At 45.3% G+C, this 25,929-nt stretch carries 24 protein-coding genes and 1 pseudogene; 13 read left to right on the top strand and 12 right to left on the bottom strand.

What is annotated here, in order from left to right:
• Positions 1-20: 20 nt before the first annotated feature.
• Complete coding sequence (locus L5M51_RS16235; RefSeq protein WP_263173743.1) at positions 21-3,245, top strand: EAL domain-containing protein; 3,225 nt, start codon at positions 21-23, stop codon at positions 3,243-3,245.
• A gap of 72 nt (positions 3,246-3,317) precedes the next feature.
• Here the strand turns inward: L5M51_RS16235 and ftnA are convergent, their stop codons facing one another.
• Positions 3,318-3,854 carry a non-heme ferritin gene (gene ftnA / locus L5M51_RS16230; protein ID WP_105250975.1) on the bottom strand — a complete coding sequence of 179 codons (537 nt, stop codon included), beginning with the start codon at positions 3,852-3,854 and terminating at the stop codon, positions 3,318-3,320.
• Between the two features lie 349 nt (positions 3,855-4,203).
• Between ftnA and glp the strand changes: the two genes are divergently transcribed.
• The 4 genes from glp to L5M51_RS16210 all read left to right on the top strand — a co-directional run bounded on the left by glp (position 4,204) and on the right by L5M51_RS16210 (position 7,292).
• Positions 4,204-5,457, top strand: a complete 1,254-nt coding sequence (gene glp, locus L5M51_RS16225) for a gephyrin-like molybdotransferase Glp (RefSeq protein ID WP_219254633.1) — start codon at positions 4,204-4,206, stop codon at positions 5,455-5,457.
• A 10-nt stretch (positions 5,458-5,467) separates the two neighbouring features.
• Positions 5,468-6,238 carry a molybdopterin-synthase adenylyltransferase MoeB gene (gene moeB, locus L5M51_RS16220; protein WP_263173740.1) on the top strand — a complete coding sequence of 257 codons (771 nt, stop codon included), beginning with the start codon at positions 5,468-5,470 and terminating at the stop codon, positions 6,236-6,238.
• Between the two features lie 128 nt (positions 6,239-6,366).
• On the top strand, positions 6,367-7,029 hold the full coding sequence (locus tag L5M51_RS16215; protein ID WP_168826929.1) for a Bax inhibitor-1 family protein: 663 nt from the start codon (positions 6,367-6,369) through the stop codon (positions 7,027-7,029).
• 17 nt (positions 7,030-7,046) lie between these two features.
• On the top strand, positions 7,047-7,292 hold the full coding sequence (locus L5M51_RS16210; RefSeq protein ID WP_113941266.1) for a DUF333 domain-containing protein: 246 nt from the start codon (positions 7,047-7,049) through the stop codon (positions 7,290-7,292).
• 86 nt (positions 7,293-7,378) lie between these two features.
• Here the strand turns inward: L5M51_RS16210 and rlmF are convergent, their stop codons facing one another.
• Both rlmF and L5M51_RS16200 read right to left on the bottom strand, forming a co-directional pair.
• On the bottom strand, positions 7,379-8,479 hold the full coding sequence (gene rlmF / locus L5M51_RS16205; protein WP_263173739.1) for a 23S rRNA (adenine(1618)-N(6))-methyltransferase RlmF: 1,101 nt from the start codon (positions 8,477-8,479) through the stop codon (positions 7,379-7,381).
• A 58-nt stretch (positions 8,480-8,537) separates the two neighbouring features.
• On the bottom strand, positions 8,538-8,966 hold the full coding sequence (locus L5M51_RS16200; RefSeq protein ID WP_105250969.1) for a flagellar basal body-associated protein FliL: 429 nt from the start codon (positions 8,964-8,966) through the stop codon (positions 8,538-8,540).
• Between the two features lie 170 nt (positions 8,967-9,136).
• On the opposite strand from L5M51_RS16200, the gene L5M51_RS16195 reads away from it, so the two are divergent.
• On the top strand, positions 9,137-9,700 hold the full coding sequence (locus L5M51_RS16195; protein ID WP_131525672.1) for a chorismate--pyruvate lyase family protein: 564 nt from the start codon (positions 9,137-9,139) through the stop codon (positions 9,698-9,700).
• A 117-nt stretch (positions 9,701-9,817) separates the two neighbouring features.
• Here L5M51_RS16195 and L5M51_RS16190 read toward each other — a convergent pair whose 3' ends face one another.
• Both L5M51_RS16190 and L5M51_RS16185 read right to left on the bottom strand, forming a co-directional pair.
• Positions 9,818-12,403 (bottom strand): immune inhibitor A domain-containing protein, encoded by a 2,586-nt coding sequence (locus L5M51_RS16190; RefSeq protein WP_263173738.1) that lies wholly within the window; start codon positions 12,401-12,403, stop codon positions 9,818-9,820.
• A 326-nt stretch (positions 12,404-12,729) separates the two neighbouring features.
• Positions 12,730-13,323, bottom strand: a complete 594-nt coding sequence (locus L5M51_RS16185) for a YhgN family NAAT transporter (protein ID WP_011848195.1) — start codon at positions 13,321-13,323, stop codon at positions 12,730-12,732.
• Positions 13,324-13,543: 220 nt separating this feature from the next.
• Between L5M51_RS16185 and L5M51_RS16180 the strand changes: the two genes are divergently transcribed.
• A complete protein-coding gene (locus tag L5M51_RS16180) occupies positions 13,544-15,214 on the top strand; it encodes a ZIP family metal transporter (RefSeq protein WP_263173785.1) in 1,671 nt (556 codons plus the stop codon).
• Positions 15,215-15,275: 61 nt separating this feature from the next.
• Positions 15,276-16,079 carry an NRDE family protein gene (locus L5M51_RS16175; RefSeq protein ID WP_263173737.1) on the top strand — a complete coding sequence of 268 codons (804 nt, stop codon included), beginning with the start codon at positions 15,276-15,278 and terminating at the stop codon, positions 16,077-16,079.
• 39 nt (positions 16,080-16,118) lie between these two features.
• Here L5M51_RS16175 and L5M51_RS16170 read toward each other — a convergent pair whose 3' ends face one another.
• A complete protein-coding gene (locus L5M51_RS16170; protein ID WP_105250965.1) occupies positions 16,119-16,571 on the bottom strand; it encodes a YybH family protein in 453 nt (150 codons plus the stop codon).
• Between the two features lie 129 nt (positions 16,572-16,700).
• Between L5M51_RS16170 and L5M51_RS16165 the strand changes: the two genes are divergently transcribed.
• Positions 16,701-17,264 carry a lysophospholipid acyltransferase family protein gene (locus L5M51_RS16165; RefSeq protein ID WP_113941259.1) on the top strand — a complete coding sequence of 188 codons (564 nt, stop codon included), beginning with the start codon at positions 16,701-16,703 and terminating at the stop codon, positions 17,262-17,264.
• Between the two features lie 26 nt (positions 17,265-17,290).
• Complete coding sequence (locus L5M51_RS16160; protein WP_263173736.1) at positions 17,291-17,914, top strand: LysE family translocator; 624 nt, start codon at positions 17,291-17,293, stop codon at positions 17,912-17,914.
• A 26-nt stretch (positions 17,915-17,940) separates the two neighbouring features.
• Here L5M51_RS16160 and L5M51_RS16155 read toward each other — a convergent pair whose 3' ends face one another.
• Positions 17,941-19,206 (bottom strand): mechanosensitive ion channel family protein, encoded by a 1,266-nt coding sequence (locus tag L5M51_RS16155; RefSeq protein WP_219251716.1) that lies wholly within the window; start codon positions 19,204-19,206, stop codon positions 17,941-17,943.
• Positions 19,207-19,415: 209 nt separating this feature from the next.
• Between L5M51_RS16155 and L5M51_RS16150 the strand changes: the two genes are divergently transcribed.
• Positions 19,416-19,994, top strand: a complete 579-nt coding sequence (locus L5M51_RS16150) for a porin family protein (protein WP_263173734.1) — start codon at positions 19,416-19,418, stop codon at positions 19,992-19,994.
• 26 nt (positions 19,995-20,020) lie between these two features.
• Here the strand turns inward: L5M51_RS16150 and L5M51_RS16145 are convergent, their stop codons facing one another.
• Positions 20,021-20,413, bottom strand: a complete 393-nt coding sequence (locus tag L5M51_RS16145; protein WP_105250960.1) for a DUF1090 domain-containing protein — start codon at positions 20,411-20,413, stop codon at positions 20,021-20,023.
• A gap of 216 nt (positions 20,414-20,629) precedes the next feature.
• On the opposite strand from L5M51_RS16145, the gene L5M51_RS16140 reads away from it, so the two are divergent.
• Positions 20,630-21,259: a DUF3157 family protein gene (locus L5M51_RS16140; RefSeq protein ID WP_263173732.1), complete on the top strand. Its 630-nt coding sequence runs from the start codon at positions 20,630-20,632 to the stop codon at positions 21,257-21,259.
• Between the two features lie 139 nt (positions 21,260-21,398).
• On the top strand, positions 21,399-22,394 hold the full coding sequence (locus L5M51_RS16135; RefSeq protein ID WP_263173730.1) for a DUF481 domain-containing protein: 996 nt from the start codon (positions 21,399-21,401) through the stop codon (positions 22,392-22,394).
• 3 nt (positions 22,395-22,397) lie between these two features.
• Here L5M51_RS16135 and L5M51_RS16130 read toward each other — a convergent pair.
• The 4 genes and pseudogenes from L5M51_RS16130 to L5M51_RS16115 all read right to left on the bottom strand — a co-directional run.
• Positions 22,398-22,588, bottom strand: a pseudogene (locus L5M51_RS16130) (VOC family protein); the annotation flags it as partial.
• A gap of 106 nt (positions 22,589-22,694) precedes the next feature.
• Complete coding sequence (locus L5M51_RS16125) at positions 22,695-23,993, bottom strand: M23 family metallopeptidase (protein ID WP_263173729.1); 1,299 nt, start codon at positions 23,991-23,993, stop codon at positions 22,695-22,697.
• Positions 23,994-24,477: 484 nt separating this feature from the next.
• Positions 24,478-24,900, bottom strand: a complete 423-nt coding sequence (locus L5M51_RS16120) for a VOC family protein (protein ID WP_006083714.1) — start codon at positions 24,898-24,900, stop codon at positions 24,478-24,480.
• A gap of 18 nt (positions 24,901-24,918) precedes the next feature.
• Positions 24,919-25,557 (bottom strand): MliC family protein, encoded by a 639-nt coding sequence (locus tag L5M51_RS16115; RefSeq protein WP_263173727.1) that lies wholly within the window; start codon positions 25,555-25,557, stop codon positions 24,919-24,921.
• Between the last annotated feature and the right edge of the window lie 372 nt (positions 25,558-25,929).

Genomic DNA, 25,929 nt, shown 5'->3' with positions numbered 1-25,929 from the left:
AACGAGTGGAGTGATCTTTAATGCCGTCAGCGCTACACCATCTCAGTTTGAAGCAAAAGCTCATTCTGTTTTCGTTAGTCCCATTATTAATGATGAGCTTTTTCATTCTGACGCGCATGCATGACTTGATAAAGGAATCACACTCGGCCAAGCACAATCATCTTGCGGTACAAACGACGGTACAAATCACTGAGCTACTCTATCAGTTGCAAAACGAATATGGTCTAAGTACAAATCAGCGACCAACCGATGAAGTGCTATTACAGCAACAAGCGACTAGGTCAAAAGCACTCGATGCATTACTGAACAGTGAGCCTTTAGAGCATCTTCTGGAGGCGCTCGACCCTAAAAGTATTGAAGCAAACAAAATGAACGCATTGTTGGATGCGCTCAAACTCACAGGCAACAAACTCGCTAACGTTCACCAAAACCACACAGACGAAACACTGAGTCAGTTTACGGAACTCTATAATCAATTCCACACTCAGCTTTTACAGCTCATCCAGTTATTACAGTTACAAACCAATGAAATCAGTCAGTCCCGTGCCTATACCGATCTATTGAACCTGCTTATGGTGCAGGAGTTGGCCGTAAAAGAACGAAGTGCCATCAATCAATTACTGCTCAGCAAGTCACTCAATATTAATGATTACCGCACCATAATCTCCTTCATGTATGAATATGAGCGAGCCGTGATGCACGCGAGTAATGCGTCAATTTCCGATAGAAGGTCCTTACTGCAAAACCTACAAGATTCGCCAGAAAATCAACGCATTCTGCAAATCAGCAAGCAAATTGAACAACAAACTCGCATTAGCGCTCTGGCACAAAATATTAATGCCTACTTAGGTTACGGTGGCTTAATGGGCAGTTTTCAGGACTATTTGCTTAAGGGCGATGAGATTTCACTGCAAAAATTTAATGCAGCACTTGCGACGATTCAGCTTAATTTGGATGAACTCAGTCACGAGACTCGTTCTCTGCCCGAATTTAAGGCAGCGCTGAAAACCATTGAGGACAGCATAAATCAATACCAATTCAGCATGGTCAAGTTGCAGCAACTGCAGCAGCAAGGTTTGCCGATGACGGAGATCAAAGCCATCGCGCAAGTCCCTGCCAGCGAGGACAAATTAAGCCAAGCGATGAGCCAACTATTAATGCCGCCACATCCAATTGATAGCCAGGAGTGGTGGGGTCTCACCACTCAGCGTATCAATCAACTACATTTGCTAGCGCAAAATATCACCAAGAACATGGCGCAGCAGAGCGAATATCAACAAAACCACACCTTAATCTTACTCGGCTTATACTTGTTCTCGGCTTTGTTCACCGCGACCATCACACTTTGGCTTGGACAAAAGATCATCCGCAATTTTATGGATAAGATCACTAAGATTGCCAATGACATGCAGCAAATGGCAGCAGATCCACAGCTCAATATTAATATCCAAGTCTCAGGCACAGATGAACTCGCTCGCATGGCCCGTGCCATGAACCGTATGATTAGCGAACGGCAAAAAGCAAACCATGCCCTAAGCCGTGCCGCAGCTGTGTTTGACTATTCTGCCGAAGGCATAATGGTGACAGATGCCGACAACCATATTGAACTGGTCAACCCCGCGTTTTGCCACATTACGGGCTATTCATTGGAAGAAGTAAAAGGCCGCAGTCCCTCCCTACTCAGCTCTAGCCGTCATCCTAAACACTTTTATACCGCCATGTGGGAGTCACTACAAAAAGAAGGGAAATGGGAGGGTGAAGTTTGGAATAAACGCAAAGATGGCCAAGTGTATCCCGAGTATCTAGCGATTACTGTGGTGCGAAATGAGCAAGGTAAAATAATCCAACATATTGGTTTATTTATGGATATCAGTAAGCGTAAGCAATATGAGCAGGATCTTTGGTATCAGGCCAACTTCGATGGGTTAACTGGGCTGCCTAATCGTAAGCTGTTCAATGAACGACTACAGCACGAAATCCATGTGGCGCAGCATGACTCTCGCAAGCTGGCTATCTTGCTGATTGATTTGGATCAATTCAAATATATCAATGATGTACAAGGTCATGCCACTGGCGACTTATTACTTAAAGATGTCGCAAAGCGCTTAGAAGGCATTGCGGGGAAAACCGATTTTATCGCACGTATCGGTGGCGACGAGTTTGTGCTTATCTTGCCACGGCTGACCAACGAACTCGCCATCGAACACATGGCAACCCGAATCATTGAAACCTTAGGTATGCCATTTAACTTAAATGACCGCGAGATCCAGATTTCGGCCAGCTTTGGTATTGGCGTCTATCCCGAAGATGGGTTAGATACCGGCTCACTCACCCGCAATACCGAAACCGCCATGTATCAAGCCAAAGATGCGGGACGGAACAATTTTAAATACTTCACCGCGGGTATGAATCAAGCCATGTTCGCCCGGATGGAGTTAGAACAACGTCTACGCCGTGCCGTGGCACAAAATGAATTTGCCCTGCATTATCAACCTATCGTGGATATGCAAACCGGAAGTGTCTGCAGCGTCGAAGCCCTTATCCGCTGGCAAGATCCCGAGCTTGGGTTGATCCCGCCGGATCAATTTATCCCATTAGCCGAAGAAACCGGGCTGATAGAGCCTATGGGCGAATGGGTGCTCAACCAAGCCATGCATGATCTGAGGCAATGGCAGAAAAGTGGCTTAAATATCAATGTCGCGATTAATGTTTCCAGCCGCCAATGTATCAATACACGTGGTATGGGGTTCGACCAAGTGTTGCAGGAGTGCTTCAACCGCCACCACGTTAACCCACGAAATGTGCATATTGAGATCACTGAAAGCATGCTGATGGGCGATGCCAGCCATTGCTTGAGCACGCTCGAGTCTATTCGTCATTTAGGCTCGCAAATCTATATCGATGACTTTGGTACGGGTTATTCTTCCCTGAGTTATCTGAAAAAATTCCCGATTTCAGTGATTAAAATCGACCGTAGCTTTGTGGAAAATGCCCTCGAAAATAACTCGAACGCCAACTTAGTCAAAGCGATTGTCATGATGGGGCAAAGCCTAGAAATGGAGTTAGTTGCTGAAGGCATAGAAACCGAAGCACAGTGGCACTTCCTACGAGATTTAGGTTGTCACTTCGCTCAAGGGTATTTGATCTCCAAACCGCTCCCCTTCAATGAAATCACTCCCTTGCTACGCATCAAGCACACAGCACTGTTGAATGATGGCTATCAAGATAAATGCGTGAATATCTAAGCTTATAAAAAATAAAACGATAAAGAACAAAAAAGCAGCCTAGGCTGCTTTTTTGTGGCAAATAAAACGGGTTTAAGCCTGTGGTTGGCCTTGACCGTTCATTATGCTTTCGCCCCCCTTAGAGGCTAGCTTAGCTAAATCTTTATCAATAAAGAACAGTGCCTTACCATCTTCGCCCACTAAACGTATCTTATCGACAATCGACTTAAACAGCTTTTCTTCTTCATGCTGCTCAGCGACATACCATTGTAAGAAGTTAAAGGTTGAGTAATCTTGATTCGAAAATGCGGCATGGGCCAAGGCATTGATCTGACGGGTAATCAGTTGCTCATGCTCATAGGTTAATTCAAACAACGCCAGTAAAGAATCGAACTGTGACTGTGGCGCCGCAATCGCACCTAACAAAGGTAAGCCACCGGTTTCACTCACATACGTGAACAGACGGCGCATATGGCCCATTTCTTCATCCGCGTGCTCACGCATAAACTTAGCTGCGCCTTCAAATCCCTGATCTTCACACCACGCACTCATTTGCAGGTATAAATTTGAGGAGAAGAACTCCATATTAATTTGTTCATTCAACTTTTCGATCATAGTTGCAGACAGCATAGTAAATCCTCTTTTGCATTCGAACTGAATCATGGGGGACATTGTCATCAAGGGGGTCGACAAAAGCAACAAAATTTACCTTTGGATTTCTTGCTAAGTTAATGATTCATTGATAAAAATGATTTTCATTTGTTCATCGACTCGCGTTCAACCCTCGGATTAGCGCAGTAAATTGTATGACTTCTAGCGAGGTTATCACCCAAAGTGGCAGAAAAAACTGACTGGCCTATCACAGAAACTCACATGCAAATCATAGCCATCCCAGATCACCGTGGCATAATAGCCAGTCATAATCAGGTGGAAATTCATTCAGCGTCATTACGACCCATTGCATATAAGGCAGACCCTAATGTCCGTAACAGCCGATCCTTGTTCGCAACCTAGCTTAATGCATCCAGATCAAGCTATTCCCCTTTTGCTCGAGCAAGTTAGCCCAGTGTCAGACACCGAAGTCGTATTGCTTCCCCATGCCCTTGGCCGCGTCCTAGCAGAAGATTTAGCTTCCTGCATCGACCTGCCGCCCTTTAACAACTCCTCTATGGACGGCTACGCCTTCCGTTTTGTCGACTTAAATACGCAAACCAATCAGACCGCATTGCGCCTTATCGGCAGTTCCTTCGCTGGCCATGGTTTTAAAGGTGAAGCCAAACCTAATACCTGCGTGCGGATCATGACAGGCGCGCCTGTGCCTACAGGTTATGACACAGTGCAAATGCAGGAAGAAGCCGAGGTTGAAGGTGAGATTATTCATATCCGCCATCCTAGGGCGCAAGGCGCCAATGTGCGTTGCCGCGGTGAAGAACTCACCCAAGGCACTAAAGTACTCAGTGCAGGCATTCAAATTGGTGCCGCCGAACTCGGGGTGTTGGCCACGATTGGCGTTAGCCAAGTGCGAGTTTACCGTCAGCTTAAAGTGGCCTTTTTCTCCACAGGCGATGAACTGCGTCCCGTTGGCAGCGAATTAGCCCTAGGACAAATTTACGATTCAAACCGTTACTCGATCCAAGGCTTACTCAGCCGCGCTAATGTGGAATGGCTCGATTTAGGCGTAATAGCCGATGATCCTGAAGCCATACGTCAGGCATTTCGCAATGCCGCTAGCCAAGCCGACATGGTATTAACCTCGGGTGGCGTGTCGGTCGGTGAAGCAGATTTCACTAAACAAATTCTTGATGAGGAAGGCAAAATTACCTTCTGGAAACTCGCCATCAAACCAGGCAAGCCCTTTGCCATGGGCCGTATCGGCAAAGCAATATTCTGTGGTTTACCGGGGAATCCCGTATCTTCTATGGTGACGTTTTACAAACTCGTTTGGCCAATACTGAACAAGATGCAGGGCTTAACCCCAGTTGCACCTTTGATGTTAGACGCTACGCTCACCACGCCTGTACGTAAACAACCGGGCCGCGTCGAATATCAACGGGGCGTTTTAAGCCGTAATGCACAAGGTAAACTTGAAGTTGCCATTACTGGTAGCCAAGGTTCTGGCATGTTGACTTCGATGAGCTTAGCAAACTGTTTCGTTTTATTGGAGCAATTCCAAGGTGATACTCCCGCTGGCACCCAAGTGACTGTCGAGCCATTTAACAGCGTGCTTTGCTAGGAAAATCCCAATGAATGTGCCAAAAGATATTCTCAGCGACAGCGAACTCTTAAGATACAGCCGCCAAATATCCATCAAGGCTATGGATATCGACGGTCAAGAACGCTTAAAACAAGCCAAAGTGCTCATGATAGGCGCTGGCGGTTTGGGCTGTGCCGCCAGCCAGTACCTCACGGTTGCGGGTATTGGTGAGCTGACACTGGTCGATTTTGATACAGTTGAATTATCCAACCTGCAGCGCCAAGTGCTGCATCAAGATACCAATGTCGGCCAGCCTAAAGTCGAATCAGCTAAACAGAGCCTCATGCAGCTCAATCCCTTTATTAAGATCAACATTATCAATGCAGTATTAGATGATCATGAGATTGACGCCCTAGTCGCCGATCACGGCCTAGTGCTCGACTGTACCGATAATGTCAGTGTGCGCGAGCAACTTAATCTCAGCTGTTTTAAGCATAAAGTGCCCTTAGTGTCTGCCGCGGCAATTCGGATGGAAGGCATGGTCACTGTGTTCGATTATCACAGCGAAACGCCTTGTTATCATTGCTTTAGCGCCCTATTTGGCGAGCAACAACTGAGCTGCGTTGAATCGGGTATCCTAGCCCCTGTCGTCGGTATGATAGGTTGTTTGCAGGCGGTTGAAGCTATCAAGGTGATCACTGGCATGGGTAAAACCTTAGCAGGACGCATTTTGATGATCGATGCGATGACGATGGAGTTTCGCGAGATGAAGTTACCGAAACAAGCCAACTGCAGTGTTTGTGGCACTAAAGGGGCTTAGGTTGTTCTCGCTTGAAAAACGGCTTTATTTACACTAGCTTAATTGCCACCGCTTAATTTGCCGTCATATAGCTCAACACTGATGACGCTTAATGGCCCGTTAAAATAAGGAAATCACAAGGAAAACATATGGATTCGGAAAACAGTGTATTTGACCGCATGACCACAGACGACCCCATAGTTGGCGCAGGTATTTACAACCTCGTTATCGGCCTCACGCTAATTTGGGGTTTTGCCGTTAACTATTGGATGGTCACCAATATCGACCCAGAGGCGATTGCCAGTGTTAATCCTTGGATTTTCTTTATCGGCTATTTCGCCTCCTGTTTCTTTGGGATTTATCTATTCCAAAAATCGACTAATCCCGTTGTCAGTTTTATTGGCTACAACTTTGTGGTCGTGCCCTTCGGCTTAATAATCAATATGGTGGTCAGTCAATACGATCCCGAATTGGTGACTGAGGCCATTCGTATCACAGGGCTAGTGACTATAGCCATGATGTGTTTAGGCACACTCTTCCCCGCCTTTTTCCAAAAAATTTCCGGTGCACTCACGATTGCTTTATTGCTCGTTATCGTCGTAGAACTGATTGAAGTGTTTATCTTTAATACTCACCACGGCATTTTAGATTGGATAGTCGTGCTGATTTTCTGCGGTTATATTGGTTATGACTGGGGACGGGCGAATCAAATCCCTAAAACCATAGATAATGCCATCGATAGCGCCGCCGCTTTGTATATGGATATCATCAACTTGTTCCTACGTATCCTGCGGATTTTAGGGCGAAAATAACTCACTAAGGAGTGTCTATGAAAATCAAATTCCTGCTTGTTACTGCTCCACTTCTGGCGAGTCTGGTATTAGTCGGATGCAGTGATACTGAACAAGTAAAAATAGCCAATCCCGCCTCTGAGTATTGTGTCTCCATTGGTGGCAAATTAACAATTGAGAAAACAGCCGAAGGTGAACATGGGATCTGCACCTTACCCAGCGGTGAAGCAATTGAAGAGTGGGCGTTATTCCGTCGCGATCATAAGGAAGAAAAGCCGCAGTAACAGTGGCTATTTTTACCTTTAATAAAAACAGGCGCCATTAGCGCTTGTTTTGTTAGCAGTACTTAATTGGGTCATACTCAAAAGTCTTAACTGGCTAAGTGTTCACCGCGCCAGATTTTGCGCTTAACTGCTGACTGGAAACTCCACGCTAAAACCCGCGTAATTTTATTGCCCTGCTGCATCTCAATCGTTTTCACAGTATCGACGTTCAACTGCGCTAAGGCTTGATAACAAGGTTTCAGGTTTTCCTTCTTCGACACTAGACTGGTAAACCATAAGCATTGATCTGCAAACATTTGGCTCTCACGGATCATAGTCGCTAAAAACTGTCGTTCACCACCTTGGCACCAAAGCTCAGCCGCTTGGCCGCCGAAATTCAGCTTAGGTGCAACCTTTACCAAGCCACCCCGATTGAGCTGCAGATTATTCATCTTACGCTTTGTACCTTCGCTCGCCTCAGCCATAGAGGCATGAAATGGCGGATTGCACAGGGTTAACGCAAAACATTCTCCGGCTTGAATGATTCCCTTGAAGACCGCCTTGTCATTTGGCTGTAATCGTAAACTTATCTGCCCTTGCAGCACTGGGTTTTGCTCAATAATACTCTGCACATTACTGAGTGAATGGGCATTAATATCCGAGGCGACAAATTGCCAACCGTATACTTGGCAACCCAATATGGGATAAATACCGTTCGCGCCAGTGCCGATATCTAATACCCTAGTTTTATCCAAGGCAAATACATCATCGCCTTCGGCTAGAAGGTCTGCTAAATAATGCAAATAATCGACTCGACCGGGAATAGGAGGACATAACGCTCCATCAGGAATATCCCAAGATTCAATCCCATAATGGTGTTTCAGTAGCGCCGCATTAAGGATTTTAACTGCTAACGGATCGGCAAAATCGACCGATAAAGCCCCATAAGGCGTGGGTCGAACAAAGGCTTTTAGCTTAGGGAATGAACTCACCAGCGCCGGAAAATCATAGCCGTTCAAGTGTACATTTCGAGGATGCAAAGCTTTTTTGATCTCAGCACTAGGCCTGTTTTTGACCGACTTCACTTTGCCTTTCACCTCAGTTCTAGCCTGCTTTGGTGCTTTAGTTTTTGCATGACCAATGTTGGCTGTACTCGTTAGGCGTTTCGCAGTCACTAATTGGACGGGTTTAACGGCAGGTTTTGACATAATAGCTCTTGTAACGCAATGGGCCGACCTGAGTCAGCCCATGGAATGGGGCAGTAAATTAATCGTACAGATAAGAGGTGAACAATAAGTTTACGATCAAGGGTTTACCAGCTTCTTTAGTGATCAAATTATTGACCATTTCAAAGCACTCACGACGAATCTCTTCACGACCCGTGAGCGACTTAATCTTCTCTTCCGATTGATTGCCTAACACTTCAACAATTGCGGCTCGCAATAATGGATTATGGAGCTCAATTGTCACTAGATCATCTGGACTCTTTACCATTAACTCAACGCTAATCTTCACAAAACCCAATTTCTTGCGATTAGAAATGTAGTTAGTGACAATTTCGGGTTCGAAACCATAGTAGGCATACTCACCCGTCGGTGGGGTTGCTGCTGCAGGTGCAGCTTCTTTTTCATCGGCCGCATAAACACTGAAAACACTTGTAAACAGGATAAGACAGACTGAGAGTAATTTTTTCATAGCGACTTACGGCTCCCTAAAACAATAATGGTAATGGAAGAAACTTCCCAATCTATATAGCCAAACAACCTGAAGATGCAGTATCCGTATCTGGAAGTAGCTTGGGTATATATGCTCGCGTCGCGACATGCTAGACTGCCGACGTTTGTTTATATTGTAACGAGTATTTAATGAATGTGACTAGCTTAAGCTTTCCCTATGGTGAATCTATTCAGTGGTTTTCAGCCGATCTAGCCGACAAACTCCCCAAATCGCCCTTGAAAGAATGGTTGCTTGCCACTGGCAGCCTAACGCAAAAACTCAAAACTTGCTGCGCTCAATTTGAAGTAAAGATACTAGGCGAAGGACTGCATGCTCCCTTAGAGGGCGAATATCCCCAGCAAGGTGCTGTATGGATCCGTGAAGTCTTGCTTTGCCTCGACTCGATACCTTGGGTATTTGCCAGAACCTTGATCCCTGAAAAATTAATGGCCGAGCGCAAAATGGATTTCCTTAGTTTGGGGACTCGCCCCTTAGGTGAATTACTGTTTAGCCAAGATAACTTCATCCCCGGTAGAATCGAAGTTGCCAGTTTCGAAACCTGTAGTCGCCTTGCCCACTTAGCTGAAAGTTTAGATCAAAGTGTCGAACATGCACTCTGGGGACGCCGCCGCTATTTCCATCACGGTGAGCATGAAATGATCGTCAGCGAAATCTTTCTTCCAGCGGCCGAGCAAGCTATCCGTCAGTTGTAAACTTTAGACTTCATCCAAAGCTTAGCCAGAATTTAGCCTCAAGACAGATAAAAAATGCCTCTAGATCAGAGGCATTTTTGTTCGGGTTTCAAACAATCAACTTAGTGGACATTTAACTTAGTGCACATTTAACTGGCGGCGCCAAGTCAATAAGCTAAGGAAGGCAAGGCTTAACCAACCTAAGCTGCCGCCACCTGAACCCTCACTGACCGGCGGAGTTACTGGAGGCGTAACAGGTGCAACAACCGTTACCGTCGAACTGCTAATCGCCTTAGTATTTTGCGCATCTGTCACTGTAAGCTTCACAGTATAAGTGCCCGCCTTCGCATAGGTATGGGTTGGCGCCGTGACAGTGCTTGTCGTGCCATCACCAAAATCCCAAGCGTAGGTTAATACTCCCATACCGCCATCAATATTACTGGTGAAGCTTACTGCTAATTGGTTGACAGTATTAGTAAAACTGACAGTTAACGGCGCTATAGCATCAGAGTTCGCATTCGCAAGACGAATAACCGCAGTACTATTGTTGCTGGCTTGAGATAGTACCTGCATTGTCAACCCTAGCTGCTGCAACACCATACCTGACTGTGGCTGTAGTGGCGCGCTGTAATCAAAACTGTCATCGAACAGGCTGACAGCATCGCGATGATTGTCCTCCAAATAGAAGGTTTGATTTACTGTGCTAAAGGCTGCATCGCGGATTTGTACCTCGGTAGAGCGAGTGCCAATCAGGTTTTGGTCGGCATCAATCACGCCAATCAAGCCATGGCCCGCATGATCGGAGACATTATTGTCACTGTAACCAAAATCTTCTAACCAGACTAATACACCAGGCTCAAAACTTGCCACGTTTAAGCCAGCATCGACACCGTTATGGCTACGCAGTTGGATAAGATAGCGAGATGCCGCCCCAGGACGTGAGTCCTTAATCCGGCTATAACCGTAAAACGTCACTTTATCCGCGACTTCAGCGTTATCACTATAGAACTCAGCGGTATTTTGTTTAACGCTGATGTTATCGAGAGTGATACCTGACCCTCCGGTATAGTCATCGGTGACATAATTGATCTCGACCGCAATCGTTTTCCCTGAATAGGCAGATAAATCATACTCTAACGTTACCCAAGCATCATTGCCCTCCGCCTGAGCAATCGCAGACGACTCGCCAGTAATAATATGACGAGCGCTATTTACCCCATTGTTAAACTTAGTGTGATTACCCGCAATAGCCTCACCATCCACTTTCACTTGCATGTAGTCATAGTCACGTTCAATACTCCAACTGGCTTTCATACTCAGGATCAGTTTATCTGTCGTGACTGCGGGCAAAGTAACATTGAAATTCATGCTGTTATTCAGCATATCCCCTTGACCAGAATAATACTGATAACTGCCCTGATAAGGTGCTTTAAAGGGGATTGGCGTTGGAGGAAGTGGAATAGAGACTTGGTTAACCGCCTGATGATTAACCGCCTCATTCAAGGTCACATCCATGCCTGATTTAGGAATACTATCTAAGCTGATTTCACGTTCATTCAACCACTTACCTTTATATCTTTCCTGTAGGTAAGAACGCGCATAGGGACTAAAACCACTCGGCTGGGCACCAGCGATAGCGCCAGCCCAACTGCCTCCAGACATCAAAGACCATAACCCCACAGGCGAGCCGTCTTTATTGGTGTTATCAGTGGTATCGTATTCATCTGGCAGACCTAAATCATGGCCAAATTCGTGGGTACATACGCCCGTTGCCGCATCGATAGGCTGAATGGTGTAACCGAATACTTTTTTGTCCGTACCAGGAACCGCATAGCCATTGGTTACTTGGTCAACAAAAAATCGATGCGACCAAATTGCACTCGCGCCTAAAGCTCCACCACCGGCTTCTTCACCTATGCTAGAGTGGAAAATCATCACATGGTCGATAATGCCATCGGGCTCGTTGTAATTACCGTTGTTGTTCAAATCATTTTGGTCTTCAACATCATAGCTAGTCAACTCTGCAGGAGACATATTCGCGACGGCTTGAGATACGGCTTCTTTTACCAATTGTTCGACCTGTGAATCACTACGAGTATCTGGATCATTAGCACCATAGTATTCGGCATTTTGTGAGGCGGTATACCAACCCTTTACATCCCCAGTAAAGGAGAAAGTTTGCCCAGAAACCGCTTGATAATATTGATACCCCGAATCTAAAGTCTGCCCCTGTGGACCTTTAAATCCCGCAGGCGAAAAGAGTAATTCCTTGTAGTGGGACACAGGATAACTCGGGTAATACATGGCTGTATCGCCCGCTTTTAAGCCATTGTCATCATGTTTTAGATCAGCAAAATCCACTAATACTGTGAGCACTTTAACGGTTTTCTTTACATCCGCATCGGCCTGTAAACGCTGTGCGGATGAGCGCATCATTTGCGATGACTTAGCTCTTTGTAGACGCGCATGTTCAGCTTCAACTTCGATGCGCGGCGCTTTGGGTTGTGCCAAAGTGGCGCGATGAATATAAGCTTCTATCGCCTCCTGCTTTACGCTATCACTGGCATCGGCGGCCACTTCGCCACGCTTAATCAACCAATATAAAATTCGATCTTTATTAATCACACCCGCATCTGCAGGCGTATGATTCGGAGCCGCAATACTCGCGCCGCTAATCAATGCCAACATCAGTCCAAACGCTGTTACGCCTTTTGTACTTCGCATTTTTAACATCCTTCTGTAACAGCCAACGCCGTTTACGCTATTCAATTTATTGAGACTAGTGTCTCTTTGCATTAAGACAAATTACCTTTAATTAGTAACCTACTCAGGGTTTATCCGCCTTCAAGTGATAGAGACAGAATTTTCGACATTAGCAGCACTGCACCTCAGTAACAACTTGATACACCTGTTCGCAGGTAAGATTTGTACTTTTGTCAGCAAATATTCAGCAAACCTCTGTGCTGACTCAATTCCAAGCCAAATCTCAGCCATAAAAAAACCGCATTAACAACGTTAATACGGTTTCGCTTTGATCAAACTAGATAAAGTTAGCCAGCGGTTTTCAGATAGTTTGAAATGCCGTCGAGGAACATTTGCACTGAGATCATGACCAGCACCATACCCATCAAACGCTCGACCGCTGTGAGCCCCTTTTCCCCCAACACACGGGTGAAAAGTTTATAAAACATTAAGATCACCGCACTCGCCCCCCAAGCTGACACTAACGCTATGGTCCAATCGCCCATACGTGAGCTATCGGTATGCGCCAGTAAAATCAAGGCTGCAAGAATCGATGGGCCAGCCATCAAGGGAATAGCCATAGGCACGATAAAAGGCTCTTCTCCCGCGGCTAATCCAACGACACCACCGGGTTGGGGGAAGATCATCTTAATCGCGATCAAAAACAGAATAATACCGCCTGCAATACTCACAGATTCGGAACGAAGATTTAAGAAACTTAAAATGGCTTCACCCGCATAAAGAAAAGACAGCATGATCACTAAGGCGAAAAGTAACTCTCGGATCAGTACCTTACGACGTTTCTTGGGATCGATATGTCGCAGAATCGATGCGAAAATCGGCAAATTCCCCAAAGGGTCCATGATCAGAAACAACATTACCGCAGCAGAAAATATATCCATTTAACGTATCAACACCCAAGCCAACATAAGCCGATATTGTATAACCTTTTCTCGAGTTAGATCTGAAAATTTCTCCGCAGAATGGCCAAAGTGAATAAAATTCTCCCCTTCAAAACACAGTATAAAATGTCAGTTGAGTAAATTGCCTGCAAGTCACTGCTCACTTTGCTTTACAGCTGGTATACTATGGCGTTTTTTCAGCAAATTTTCCGTGGAATCCATGCTCTATCTTCTTGCTAGCTGTATCGCACTCTTAATTGGCCCTCTGTTTTATCGCTACTTCTCATCGAGTAGTGGCTTACAAAAGGGGCTCGATGGTTTTATATTCGTCTCATTAGGCGGATTAGTGCTGATCCACATCTTGCCAGAATTACTCGAGCATGGTGGCATGCTTGCGATCGTCTTTGTACTCCTCGGCATCTGGGGGCCTACCGCCAGCGAACGCCTATTTCACCGTTATTCAGAAGTCACCCATAATTTTACGCTTTTCTTGGGTATTGGTGGCTTATTACTGCATACCATCACCGATGGCACCGCTATGGTTTTGGCGCAGCAAGACGATAACTCCATTCTGCTAGCTCTTGGTGTCATACTCCACCAATTACCCGTCGGTTTTGCAGTATGGTGGATACTTAAACCCCATCTCGGAACACGTTGGACACTCATGATCTTTGCAGCCCAGATGCTATTTACAGGCATAGGCTATTTCGCCGGTGAGCAACTACTTCCTTATTTAAATATCGACGACACTGTCTACTTACAAGCCTTTATTACAGGCACAATTCTGCATGTGGTACTACATCAACCCCATGGTCAGCATGAAAGTGATACGCAAGGCAAATATGAATACCAAGCTGGCATAGGTAGTTTGCTCGGCATCGGCTTACTCGTGATGTTGCTATTAATGGATTCAGGCGGCCACGGCCACGAACATGCCCACCATGATCACAGCACAGAGCAATTAATGACTTGGCTATTAAAGCTCGCACCCGTGTTGCTGCTGAGCTATGGTGCGGCTGCGTTGCGCTTTAAATTAGGTTTGACGCCGCAGGATAGCAGTTTAGCCCGTCGCTGGTTCCAACGCTTAGCAGGGCCTGAAGCCTTAGTGATCACAGCTCTACTTCTCGGTCCTTGGTTAGCGTTATTCCAATTGCTTGTAGTGTTTATTCTGAGTGCATATTTAAGCCATGCTAACGTCATCATTACCGATCCACACACTAAATTACCCAGCAATTCACTGCGTTTCGGCTTTGCTCATTTAGTCGATCGCAGCGCACCTTGGATTTTACTCAGCCTAGTATTAGTGAATTTAATTGGCCACCCTTCAATGCCCTTAAGCAATCCATTGCTACAGGTTGTTGTGCTATTGCTTGTATTTTTACCAATGCGTTTCTGCAACTTAGGCGCCGCCGTCCTCGCTCTTGCACTGGCCTATAGTGGCTGGAGTCCTATCGCGATTATGATGCCGCTGATTGCAGCACCTGTGCTCAACATAGCTCAGCTTAAGTTAATGACATGGACGCAAAGGGCGATATTACTGAGTATTATTGCGCTGAGTTTAGCCGCAGCATTACGCTTGCCACTATGGTTCTCCTTATTTACCTTGCCTGAAGTCGTGAACTTAATTGCTCTACTGATCCTCTCAGGGTTGTTTGCTGCCAGCTTACTGCGCTTAGGTCCACGTAAATTTTTACGCCGCTTAATGCTCAGCAAACCGGTAGCTCATGCGCATAGTCATTCGCACAGCCACGCCCATAGCCATTCCCACGAGAATACACATACTCATGAATCTAGCGCTTCGCACACAGACGAGCAGAAATCTGTTGTGACACCTAGTGCTGATAAACATGCACATGAACACGCAAAAACGGATAAGCACTCGCACCACTAACGCTGTTCATTTGTGAGCAGACAGGCTAAGTTAATCTACCTTTGGATTAATTTAGCCTGCTATGTGCATACTCTTTGTCGCCATTAATGCCCATCCTAAGTATCCCTTAATCATCTGTGCCAACCGCGATGAGTTTCATCATAGACCAACTGTGCCAGCGCATTTTTGGCCGCCGGAAGAAAACATACTCGCGGGTAAAGATCTGCAGGCCGGTGGCACTTGGTTTGGCATCAATAGACAAGGACAAATCGCAGGCGTAACCAATCTGCGCGTTCCGCAAAAGAACCCTGAAGCCATGCGGAGTCGTGGCGAGCTGATTATTATGACGCTCAACTCAGGATCGCTCGTGTGCCCTAATTGGCTCGTTGAACATAGCGACAATTATCAGCCGTTCAATCTCATCTTCGGCCAAGGTACAGACTTATATTGTTTTAACAGTATCAATAAAGACACAGTAAAACTTGCCGATGGATTTCATGCCATTAGCAATGGTGCACTCGATGATATTTGGCCGAAAATGGCGAAGGGACAGCAGGCATTAGAAGCGGCAATCAGCCAGTCCAGCAGTATAGAAGTGCAAGTACTGTTACAACTAATGAAAGACGATTCCCAGCCGCAAGATAATGAGCTGCCGAATACGGGAGTGGGGATCGAGTGGGAACGGCGTTTAGCTGCGATTTATATTCGTCACCCCGACTATGGTACCCGCTCCACCAGCATTCTGCTCGAAGATGCTGAGGGCGGTATGCATTTCACCGAAGTGAGATACGATGGCAAAGGTAGACAGCTTGGACAGCAAGATTTCCATTTAACCCTGCCCGCCGAGCCGCCCGCCAAACCAGACTGTTTATTATCGCAAATCTAATTTGAACTGCAGTGCAGTACTGAGTGTAAAGGACACGGTTTAGTCTGAACTGTGGTCCATAGTGATCACCCAACGATCGTCGATTTTTTCAATCAACAGAGTAAACACGCCCGTTGGGGCATCTTTTATCCGCCGTAAATCCCAGCGCCCAACAACCATAGCGGCGTAATTACTGAGCATTTTTATTTCTTTGATAGTGAACTTCAGTTCACCAAGCGCTTCTTTATTTGGATAATTTTTCTTATAGGCAGCGAGAGTTTCTTCCCAGCCAAAACGAAACTTACCATTAGAGACAAAACGCAGTTGATCACTCTTCCAATAGCCTTGCATATAAGCATCGAGATCGCCGCGATTCCAGGCGTCTTCTTGGCCTTTGAGCATCTGCGTAATTTCATCCGTCGGCACCGCATTAACATGACAAGTCAGCAGGAGTAACAGTGCCGCAAAAACACGCTGCCAGATAACCTTGTTTAATAGTCCATTTTTCAACATAGTATCGTTCCCCCACAATCAGGTTAAACTGTACTATACCGAATTCAGTACAGACTATCTTGTTTAAGCCAGTTTAAAATATAAAAAAGCTGATGATATTATTAATTTTTCGACTCTGGGCACCGAACTATGTTTACACCACTTTGCCGTTGGCTACTTAAAACTTCAGGCTGGCAGATAGAAGGCCAGCTGCCCGACTGTGCTAAATACATCATCATAGTTGCACCGCACACTAGTAACTGGGACTTCATTGTCGGCATTTTAGCCCGTGGCGCCCTAGGTATCCGCATTCACTTTCTCGGCAAACACCAACTCTTTATCCCGCCTTGGGGCTGGTTTTTCCGCGCCATTGGCGGCAGTCCGGTGGATCGGCGCAAGAACAACAACTTAGTCGATGCCGCCGTGCAGCTGTTTGAATCAAAATCCGATTACAAGTTAGCGCTAGCGCCAGAAGGCACCCGCGGCCCAGTGACGCGCTGGAAGTGCGGCTTTTATCATATCGCCAGCAAGGCCCAAGTACCCATCACTCCCGTTGGCTTAGACTTTAGCCGCCGCACTGTCGTTATCCGCACACCACTGCAACCCAGTGACGATATCGTGACCGACATGCAAGAGATTTTGAGCTTCTATCGCACTATTAAAGGCCGTCATCCCAAGGTGATCCCTGATTTTATAGCGAGTGCTAAACATTAACATTTATTCCATTTAGAGCAGCAAATATGCAACCCGAAACTTGGTTACTCTATCTCTTCGCCATTGTATTGATTGGGATTTCACCCGGTCCTATCGCTATGTTGTCTATGTCCCATGGGATCCACTTCGGCAAGATGTGCAGCATAGCGACTGGTCTTGGCAGTGTTAGCGCCGCTTTAATCTTAATGATGGCGTCAGCGGCAGGACTGGGGGCGATTATTAGCGCCTCAGAATACGGTTTTACCCTGCTCAAATGGTGCGGTGCGGCCTATTTAGTATTTTTAGGTATTAAGCTGTTATTGACGAAAAACCAAGGTCAAGCCCTTGAAGTTAGCCCGTCAGAGGGCAAAGGTACGCCTTGGCTGCTTTATAAGCAGGCGTTTCTAGTGGGGATCAGTAATCCGAAGGATTTACTGTTTTTTGCCGCGTTGTTTCCGCAATTTATCAATCTTGCCGCACCGCAATTACCGCAACTGACCATTCTTGCCGTCACTTGGGCCGTGGTGGATTTTAGCTTTGTGATGATTTATGCCTGCATGGCCAATGTACTTGCGCCCAGCCTAAAGGCGAGCAACAAGCTGCATTGGTTTGACAGAACCAGCGGCGGTGTATTTATCACCTTAGCCGCGATTCTTGTCTCTCGAAACTAAATAGATAATCATCGACAGTCATCAAACTAGTCGACCTTAACCGACTTTAAACTGCGAATATCGTTACCCGTTGGCGCTTGGAACGCCTGCAGGCCAAACTCAGGTAATACAGCAAACACATGGTCGAAAATATCCGCTTGTATCGCCTCATAAAACGCCCAGCGAGTGTCGTTAGTGAAGATATAAATCTCGATCGGTAACCCTTCAGTAGTCGGCGCTAATTGGCGTACCATTAAGGTCATATCCTTGTGGACTTTATCATGACGCTGTAAATATTCCTGCAGATAAGCGCGGAAAGTGCCGACGTTAGTCAAATGGCGGCCGTTCACTTTCATATCGAGATCCGACACTCTGGCATTCGACTCACGAATTTCGTTTATTTTTGCGGGAAAATATTCTTTTAAGCAATTGATCTTACTGAGACGTTCGCGCTCTTCCTCGGTCAAAAACTTTATGCTGTTGATATCGATATTGATCGCGCGTTTGATCCTGCGACCGCCCGACTCAGACATACCCCGCCAGTTGCGAAACGCATCCGACACTAAGGCATAAGCAGGGATCATAGTGATGGTTTTGTCCCAGTTACGCACTTTCACTGTGGTCAGCGAGACTTCTTCTACCGCACCGTCGGCGCCGTATTTATCCATCTGGATCCAGTCGCCTTTACTCACCATACGGTTAGCCGCTAACTGAATGCCCGCCACAAAACCTAAGATAGTGTCGCGGAACACTAACATCACAAAACCCGTTGCCACACCTAAGCCGCTGAGGAAGTACACAGGTGATTGATCGGCCAAGATTGAGATAGAAACGATAATCCCAACAAAGAATAAAAATAGCTTAGTTAACTGTACGAAACTCTTAACAGGCAAGCGCCGACTCACCAGATTCACATCTGAAATTTCATCAACCGCATCCATACCTGCATACATAGCGCGGATAATCAGCACCACTAACCAAATACTCAGTAATCGGTCGACTAGCCCGCTTAACAGTGGATGCTCAGTCAGCGCGATTGGCACCAATAGATTAAGTACGATAGCGGGCACAAGCATGGCCAGCTTTTCAAGTACCTTATAACGCATGAATACATCATCCCACGTCGCCTTAGAGCGCAGGATTACCATATTCACCGCACGAATCACCACGCGTCGGACAATAAAATAAGCGATGCTCGCTAACAGTAAGCAAGCAATGACCATAACTGTGGTCGATATTCCATCAGAGGGTTGGCTATCAATCCCAAAGCCCGCTAACCATGCCGAAATTTCGAGCCTTATTTCCTGATCCACAATTTCACTCCAACGTAGGCGCTAGCGCAACAAACCCATACAAAGGTAACTGCCGAGTTGACCTCGGTTAAATATCACCCTAGAAAACACTCAAATCAAAACACAAAATATTTACAAATACTTATTTTAAAAGAGATTTTAGCATTTTGAATTGACCCCGCACACAGGAAAATGAACAATATTTCCCCTACCCCTAAGGAAACCATCCCATGTGTCGTCATTCATATACGCTAGCCTGTCTTAGCATTGGACTCCTGAGCCTATGCCAACCGCTTCAAGCGGCCGAATATAGCACTTCTAAGCAATTAGTTAAGCCAGATAAATCAGACGAAACTGCCAATGCACCTTATATCGCTCTCATGCTCGATTATATTCCCGCCACAGATAATCTCTATGGCATTACAATCGCCCCCTATCATTTCGATAATAATTACCAACAATGGGGTTATTACCTAGGCTATGCCCGCAGTCGTGAAACCGATATTATCGTGCCAGAACCCGCGCAGTCCTATCGCCAAGAAAGCCTCTTCCGCTTAGGCTTAAGCTACAGCTTAACGGCAGATTTAAGCTTTTATGCCGGCGGCAGCGGCTATATCAGCACAGTGTCTTACACGAATAACATTTCACCCAAAATTGTCGATGGCAAACCCACATGGGAAGAAGATAAAACGACCCATTGGGGCGCAGAAGCTGGGCTAAGATATCGAATCACTGAGCACTTCATACTGAGTGCCGGTTATAACTCCAGCACAGAATCCACTATTTTAAGCATAGGTTACGCGGGCTAAGCTCCTAGCGATTGGGCTTGAGCTATTTATTGCGTTAGCTCGGCTCGCGCCTTAGCAAGATCAGCCTCGACTTCGGCGACTTTATTGCGTTTCTTGTTGATTTTATCCATAGAACGACCTTCTTCTATGGCTTTGGCCAATTCGTTTTGGCGCTCAGTGAGTTTTTCCTCTAAGGCCTCAACTTTAGCGACTCGCTCAGCGTATAAGCTATCATCGTCGCAATGGGTTGAAACTTCGTCATAGGCCTTTTCAAGTCCCGCGACTTTATGCTTATTACCTGCCGCTTTTGCTTGGGCAAGTTCGGCACTAATAGCATCTAATTTCGCCGCGCAACCCACTTTCGGTGCTTCAGCAGCCAAAGTGACAGTGCTAAATGCCAATCCAATCACTAAGCCATAAATTCCATGTTTCATCTGCATCTTAATCTCCTGTTACTTTATTCATTGAGCATACCGCTCATGTACACCTATCTAATAGTGCCACAGTCAGCTAGCTCAATCTGTACTAGCGTTAAAATCTCGCCTTTAAATCCACTTTATTCATCAAAACACGACTTAGACAGTGACTAACATGCGGCAAATTGTTTATGTTAGGGCAGAATATTGACTCAGACGGATATCGGAGCCAGAAAATTAATGCACACTTCATTACGCCTTAGCGCACTTAGCTCATTGTTATTGCTAACATCATCGGTTATGGCGGCCGACGTAGCCAATATCACCCTAGAAAATGGCGCCCAAGTCAGACTCAAAGACGACTTTACCTGGGAATACGTGATCACTGAAACCAAAGCCGCGCCCAATGCCCTAGCCGCTGCAGCCGTAGCAAGTGCATCGAGCAATGTTGCCAGTGTCCCAAGTGCCGCAGTTACCACTCAAACTGTTGCTGCGCCAGTCACCACATTGACCGCCACTGCGATTACCCAACCTGAGCTATTAGGCTCAACGGCAAAAGATGGGATCAAAGTCAGCTTTGCTGAAGGTCAATGGAAAGGCGATAAACTTGGACTCAGTTTCGATCTCGCCAGCACCAGCAATGAACACGTTACCTTAGTTGAAGTTGAAGCTAGCTTCTTCGCCGATAATGGTACTTTGCTCAAAACCGAAAAACTCGAAGTGTGGGAAGCTATTTTCCGCATGCCTGAGACCTACCTACGCAAAGGCGAACAGCGCAAAAGCAGCGTCATTTGGGTCGAAGGCATAGATAAAACCCAATGGCAGAAACAGCTCATTAACCTCAAAATCACCGAAATTAACTCACGCTAACATGGCAAAGAAGTAAGGGATTGCGAACCCGTTTTCAATCCCTTATCAACACTTTTATCAAATGTTATTGCTTTGTAGAGCCTGTGTTCGAGTAGAATGACAACACTTACTCTCCCTTTATTTTGAGCCCACGAGCAAGATGCATAATCTGATATCCAATCCAGCATTGTACCTTGTTGCTACGCTCTGCAGTGTTAGTCCCTTGTGTTATGCCGACACAGTTTTTTTGCTCAATGGCGATAAAATTAGCGGTGAAATTAAAGAGTTTAACGATCAAAATCTCATCATCAACACCAGTTATGCCCCTAAAATTACCATTCAACGCAGTGCCATTCTCAGCCTCGAAGTCACAGAGACTAGACCTTGGAGTGTCAGTCGTTCTATACAGGACATAAGTATTCAAGCCTCTAATGAACATGGCATGGTATTAATTAATAACCAGCACACTCCCGTGAGTGAGTTGAGATTTTCGCAGCACTATGCAAACTCAGATTGGAATTTTAACGGTAGTGTAGAAACCACACTCGATGTCACCAAAAACAAGAAAAATAGTCAGAAGCTACATATCAAAGGCGATATCACAGCGGAAACCTTGCAATGGCGACATAATATCAAGACCGAAGTGCGCTACGAAACCGAAGATGACGTGACTAAGCGCAACACCCTCGAAGGACATTATTCATTAGACTATCTGCTCAATGAGCATTGGCTGTTACGTCAGGAAGATTTTTATGAAGAAGATAAACTCGGCATCGATAGCCATAGTTATTATGCGGGACTCGGTCCTGGTTATCGCTTTTGGGGTGCTGGGCGCGATAAATTAGACTTCGTCGTAACCTACAACCATTTTTGGCTTGAACAACAGTCCTTTAAACTAGAACTAAATGCTTGGGCGGCCTCACTTAACTATAAACAATATTGGTTTGGTGGCATTTTAGAGTCCTATGCCGATCTACAAATTGCCTTCCCAGATATGCCTTCGATTGATTACATCTCAAACTCGACAGTAGGACTTAAATATCTGCTAACTCAGCGGATTTATTTGTCATTTAAATATGACTTCAATGACACTAAAACAGTGATAGGCAATACGAGAGATACCAGCTACACCTTAGGATTAGGGGTTAACTTCTAATCCTCACTCCCGATACGCTAACCTGTGTGCTATAGGATGCTCATCATTCAATTGCAGTAAATCCCATAAGTTACCGTAGAGATCTTTAAACACAGCGACTGTGCCATAGTCTTGTTCTTGCGGCTTGCGCGCAAACTCCACGCCATCGGCGACCATACGGCGATAATCACGCCAAAGTCATCGGTATTCAAGAAATAAAGTAGGGGGATATCCAAATAATTTGAGGGTCTAGCTAGCTTATCGATCAACGGTTTCCTCGCATTATATCAGCCCCTCGATTGAGGGGCTTTCTATCATGGATTAGAGACTTCCAGCATTATACAGCGGCGCCCAAGCGCACATTGTACGATTGTTACTTACATCAAACAGATTGAAACGACTACAGTTATTGTCATAGTTGTAACTACCAATGTTGATTCTATATTGCCCCAAATGTACATCTTGCAACGACACATGGCGGCCATCCTTTAATAAAGAAAAATGCAAATGGGGCCCAGTTGAACTCCCACCTTCACACAAGGCTGCATTTTTATTATTTGCATAAATGCCCATCACGGTATTCTGGTTTACATATTGACCATTACGCACTGTAATTTGATCCATATGATAATAGTTAGTCGCCCAACCGTTAGCATTTGTCACCCGTACTTGGCAGCGAGACAACACATTGACAGTCCCAGCATGTGCGGAAGCAACCGAATAAGTCGGACTCCCCCATTGCGGCCAATCGTAGGATACATCGATTGATGATAGCGGATAGCCAGACCCAGTATGCGAATGAGCACCATTGGATTGCCATGAATATCCCTGTCGCCAAGGCATTTGCAGCATGTTACTGGGTGGCAGACTACTCGCGGTAATATTCGCCAATGGGACGACTTGTTGCATCGACTGAGTCGAATCTGCTACTGGCGGATTTTGAGCAACGGAACTCATTAACAACTCACGGTCAGTATTGCCAAATAATAATCTAAACTGCTCAATGAATGGGTCCAATCCCAAAGCGTGCTCACCCGTCATAACGGCATGTTGCTGTTGCTCTATCCTACGACCGTTTAACAAAGCCAATAATGCGAAACTCGATGCGTTAACTGCGTCGGTACTTGGCGGGTATAGGCCTTTTAATTGAGACTCTTCATAGGCATAAAAACGTTGTGATAGCTGAGCCAATACATCTTGGAGTTGTTCCTCAAAACCCTGTTTATCCGATAATGTTCCCAAAGGTCGGTTAAGCGCCTCAGCTGTCGAAGACGAAATTAACTGAGATTGCATTTCCATCAAAGTCAGTATGACTTTGGGGTTAATACTATAATATCCAGCCCAATGCGTAATCGCCTCTTCTTTATCGATTAAGTCAGGAACATTGACGTAAATAAAGTCAGCTAAATCAAACTGCGATGCATCTACGCCATATAAAAACATCAGATTATTAAATGGCAGTAACACACTAGGCATATCTACCATTTTCATTTCTTCTGCATCAATATGATACTGACTGGTTGGCATATCAGATGCGAACGATGGTAACGCTACTATCGCGGAGATACTTAACGCGCGGCCTATCCATAATGCCGTGCAACGTATTTTAAAAAAATTCATACTTATCAGATTCCTTTAGTAAGTCACTCAGATTAAATATTATTTTCAAATGCCAGCTTGCTTTAGACGTAATGATATTCACGACTAAATTTTTATCGCTAGAGAACATTAAAGAAGCTAAGTGAAAATAATCGCCTATGCAAATAAGTGACGTATAAAACTGTCAACAAAAACTGACGCTCATTAATTTAAATGTGAGTTAAATACTAAAGTACGAAAAAAGTGAATGGGTAATTATAAAAACCAAAGAATAATTTATTCGATAGATATTTAATTTTGAATAAAAACATAATGGCATTGGCCGATCCATTATAAAATCTATCCGTTACACAAGAATAAATTGAAATTTACAGTGAATTCCCAATAAAAATGATCAATAACTGAGAATTTTAAACGAACTTAACAGAGGTCAAACACAAAGAGTATTCCCAGTGTTTGACCCCATTAAATAGCTTGCGCGGTAATTCATACGAAATACTGAATCTTAACTCATTCGCTTAGCCATGACATGATTCGGGTTCAATTGCAGTAAATCCCATAAGTTACCGTAGAGATCTTTAAACACAGCGACTGTGCCATAGTCTTGTTCTTGCGGCTCGCGCGCAAACTCCACGCCATCGGCGACCATACGGCGATAATCACGCCAAAAGTCATCGGTATTTAAAAATAAAAACACCCGACCACCCGCCTGATTACCGATAAAATCGAACTGCTCAGGTTTAGACGCCCGCGCTAACAAGATAGAAGCGCCCTTAGAACCCGGTGGGGCAACAACGACCCAGCGCTTATCTTGCTCGGCTTGATAAGTGTCTTCAACTAATTCGAATTTTAATTTATTCACATAAAAATCAATCGCCTCATCGTAATCTCTTACGACTAAGGCGATATGCACGAGAGCTTGTTTCATGGCGACCTTAAATCAATCCTATTTGGTCACCAGTTTACAGGTCATTTCTGGTGCTTCGTAGCCCCAAACTACTTTAGCTTCGCCTTGATGTTCCCATAGGCTTTCATTGCGGCCTTGATACTTAGCGCCGCTGCCGCTGGGTTGCACAAACATTAATGAAGTACTATCACCATGTTCAGCAACCAGGGTTGCAGGTTCGGTTTTAAAATAAGTCACGACCACTTCGTTAGCTGGATTGCCGTCACAGGCATAAAACACTGGGCCGGTCATGTCGACTAAACGATATTGTGCCTGCAGTTCGGCAATGCGGGTTTGATAGCTAGATTCAATACACGCGTGCTTATCGTCGCTCTTCCAGCATTCATTACGGCCTTTCACCCAACCACGTTGCATCGCCTTTAAAGTAGGAGGTTGTTCATTCTTCGCTTTTTCAAGCGCTTGGCTATAAACCTTAGCTAACTGATTATCAAGTTGGTTCAGCCCCGCATCCTTACAGACCATGTCTTCAATACTGCCAGCATTCACTTTCGTGCAGTCAAAAGAAGGTGCATTAGCCGCCATTACTCCCGCACTTAACGCGCTAACCATCACGCCTGCGGCACAGTACCATTTGAAACCCAATCGATTACTTATCATCTTATTTGTTAACTTAGCCATCTCAATTCCTTTGTATTTCTGTGGTTTGTTTTAACGCTTACCATAGCTAACCCTATATAGGCTTAACCGAGCCTGACTCAAAGCACTATGCCTTGAAGAACCATGCCTTAAAGTGCACTCATAGTGATGTGATTTACTTTTATCTCGGTTCTAACTTAAGACTTAACCCTCAGCCGATATGCTGCGAAAACACCTAATTCTAGTGCGCTGCGAGGAAAATGCCCAGAGACTAAGAGCCACTTACCAATCTGTGTCCGCCTGCATAATCGGACTCTCTAGCGCCAAAAAACCACAAAATCCTGATGAAATCGACCTACTCCAATTTGCGCATAGCTGATTAAACTGAATGTCAAAACGGTTAATTTTTTGCTT

It is taken from the genome of Shewanella sp. SM73 (assembly GCF_025653795.1).
GTDB lineage: Bacteria > Pseudomonadota > Gammaproteobacteria > Enterobacterales > Shewanellaceae > Shewanella > Shewanella oncorhynchi.
The sequence above is the reverse complement of the archived record's forward strand: the minus strand, read 5'-3'. Positions and strand labels throughout refer to the sequence as shown.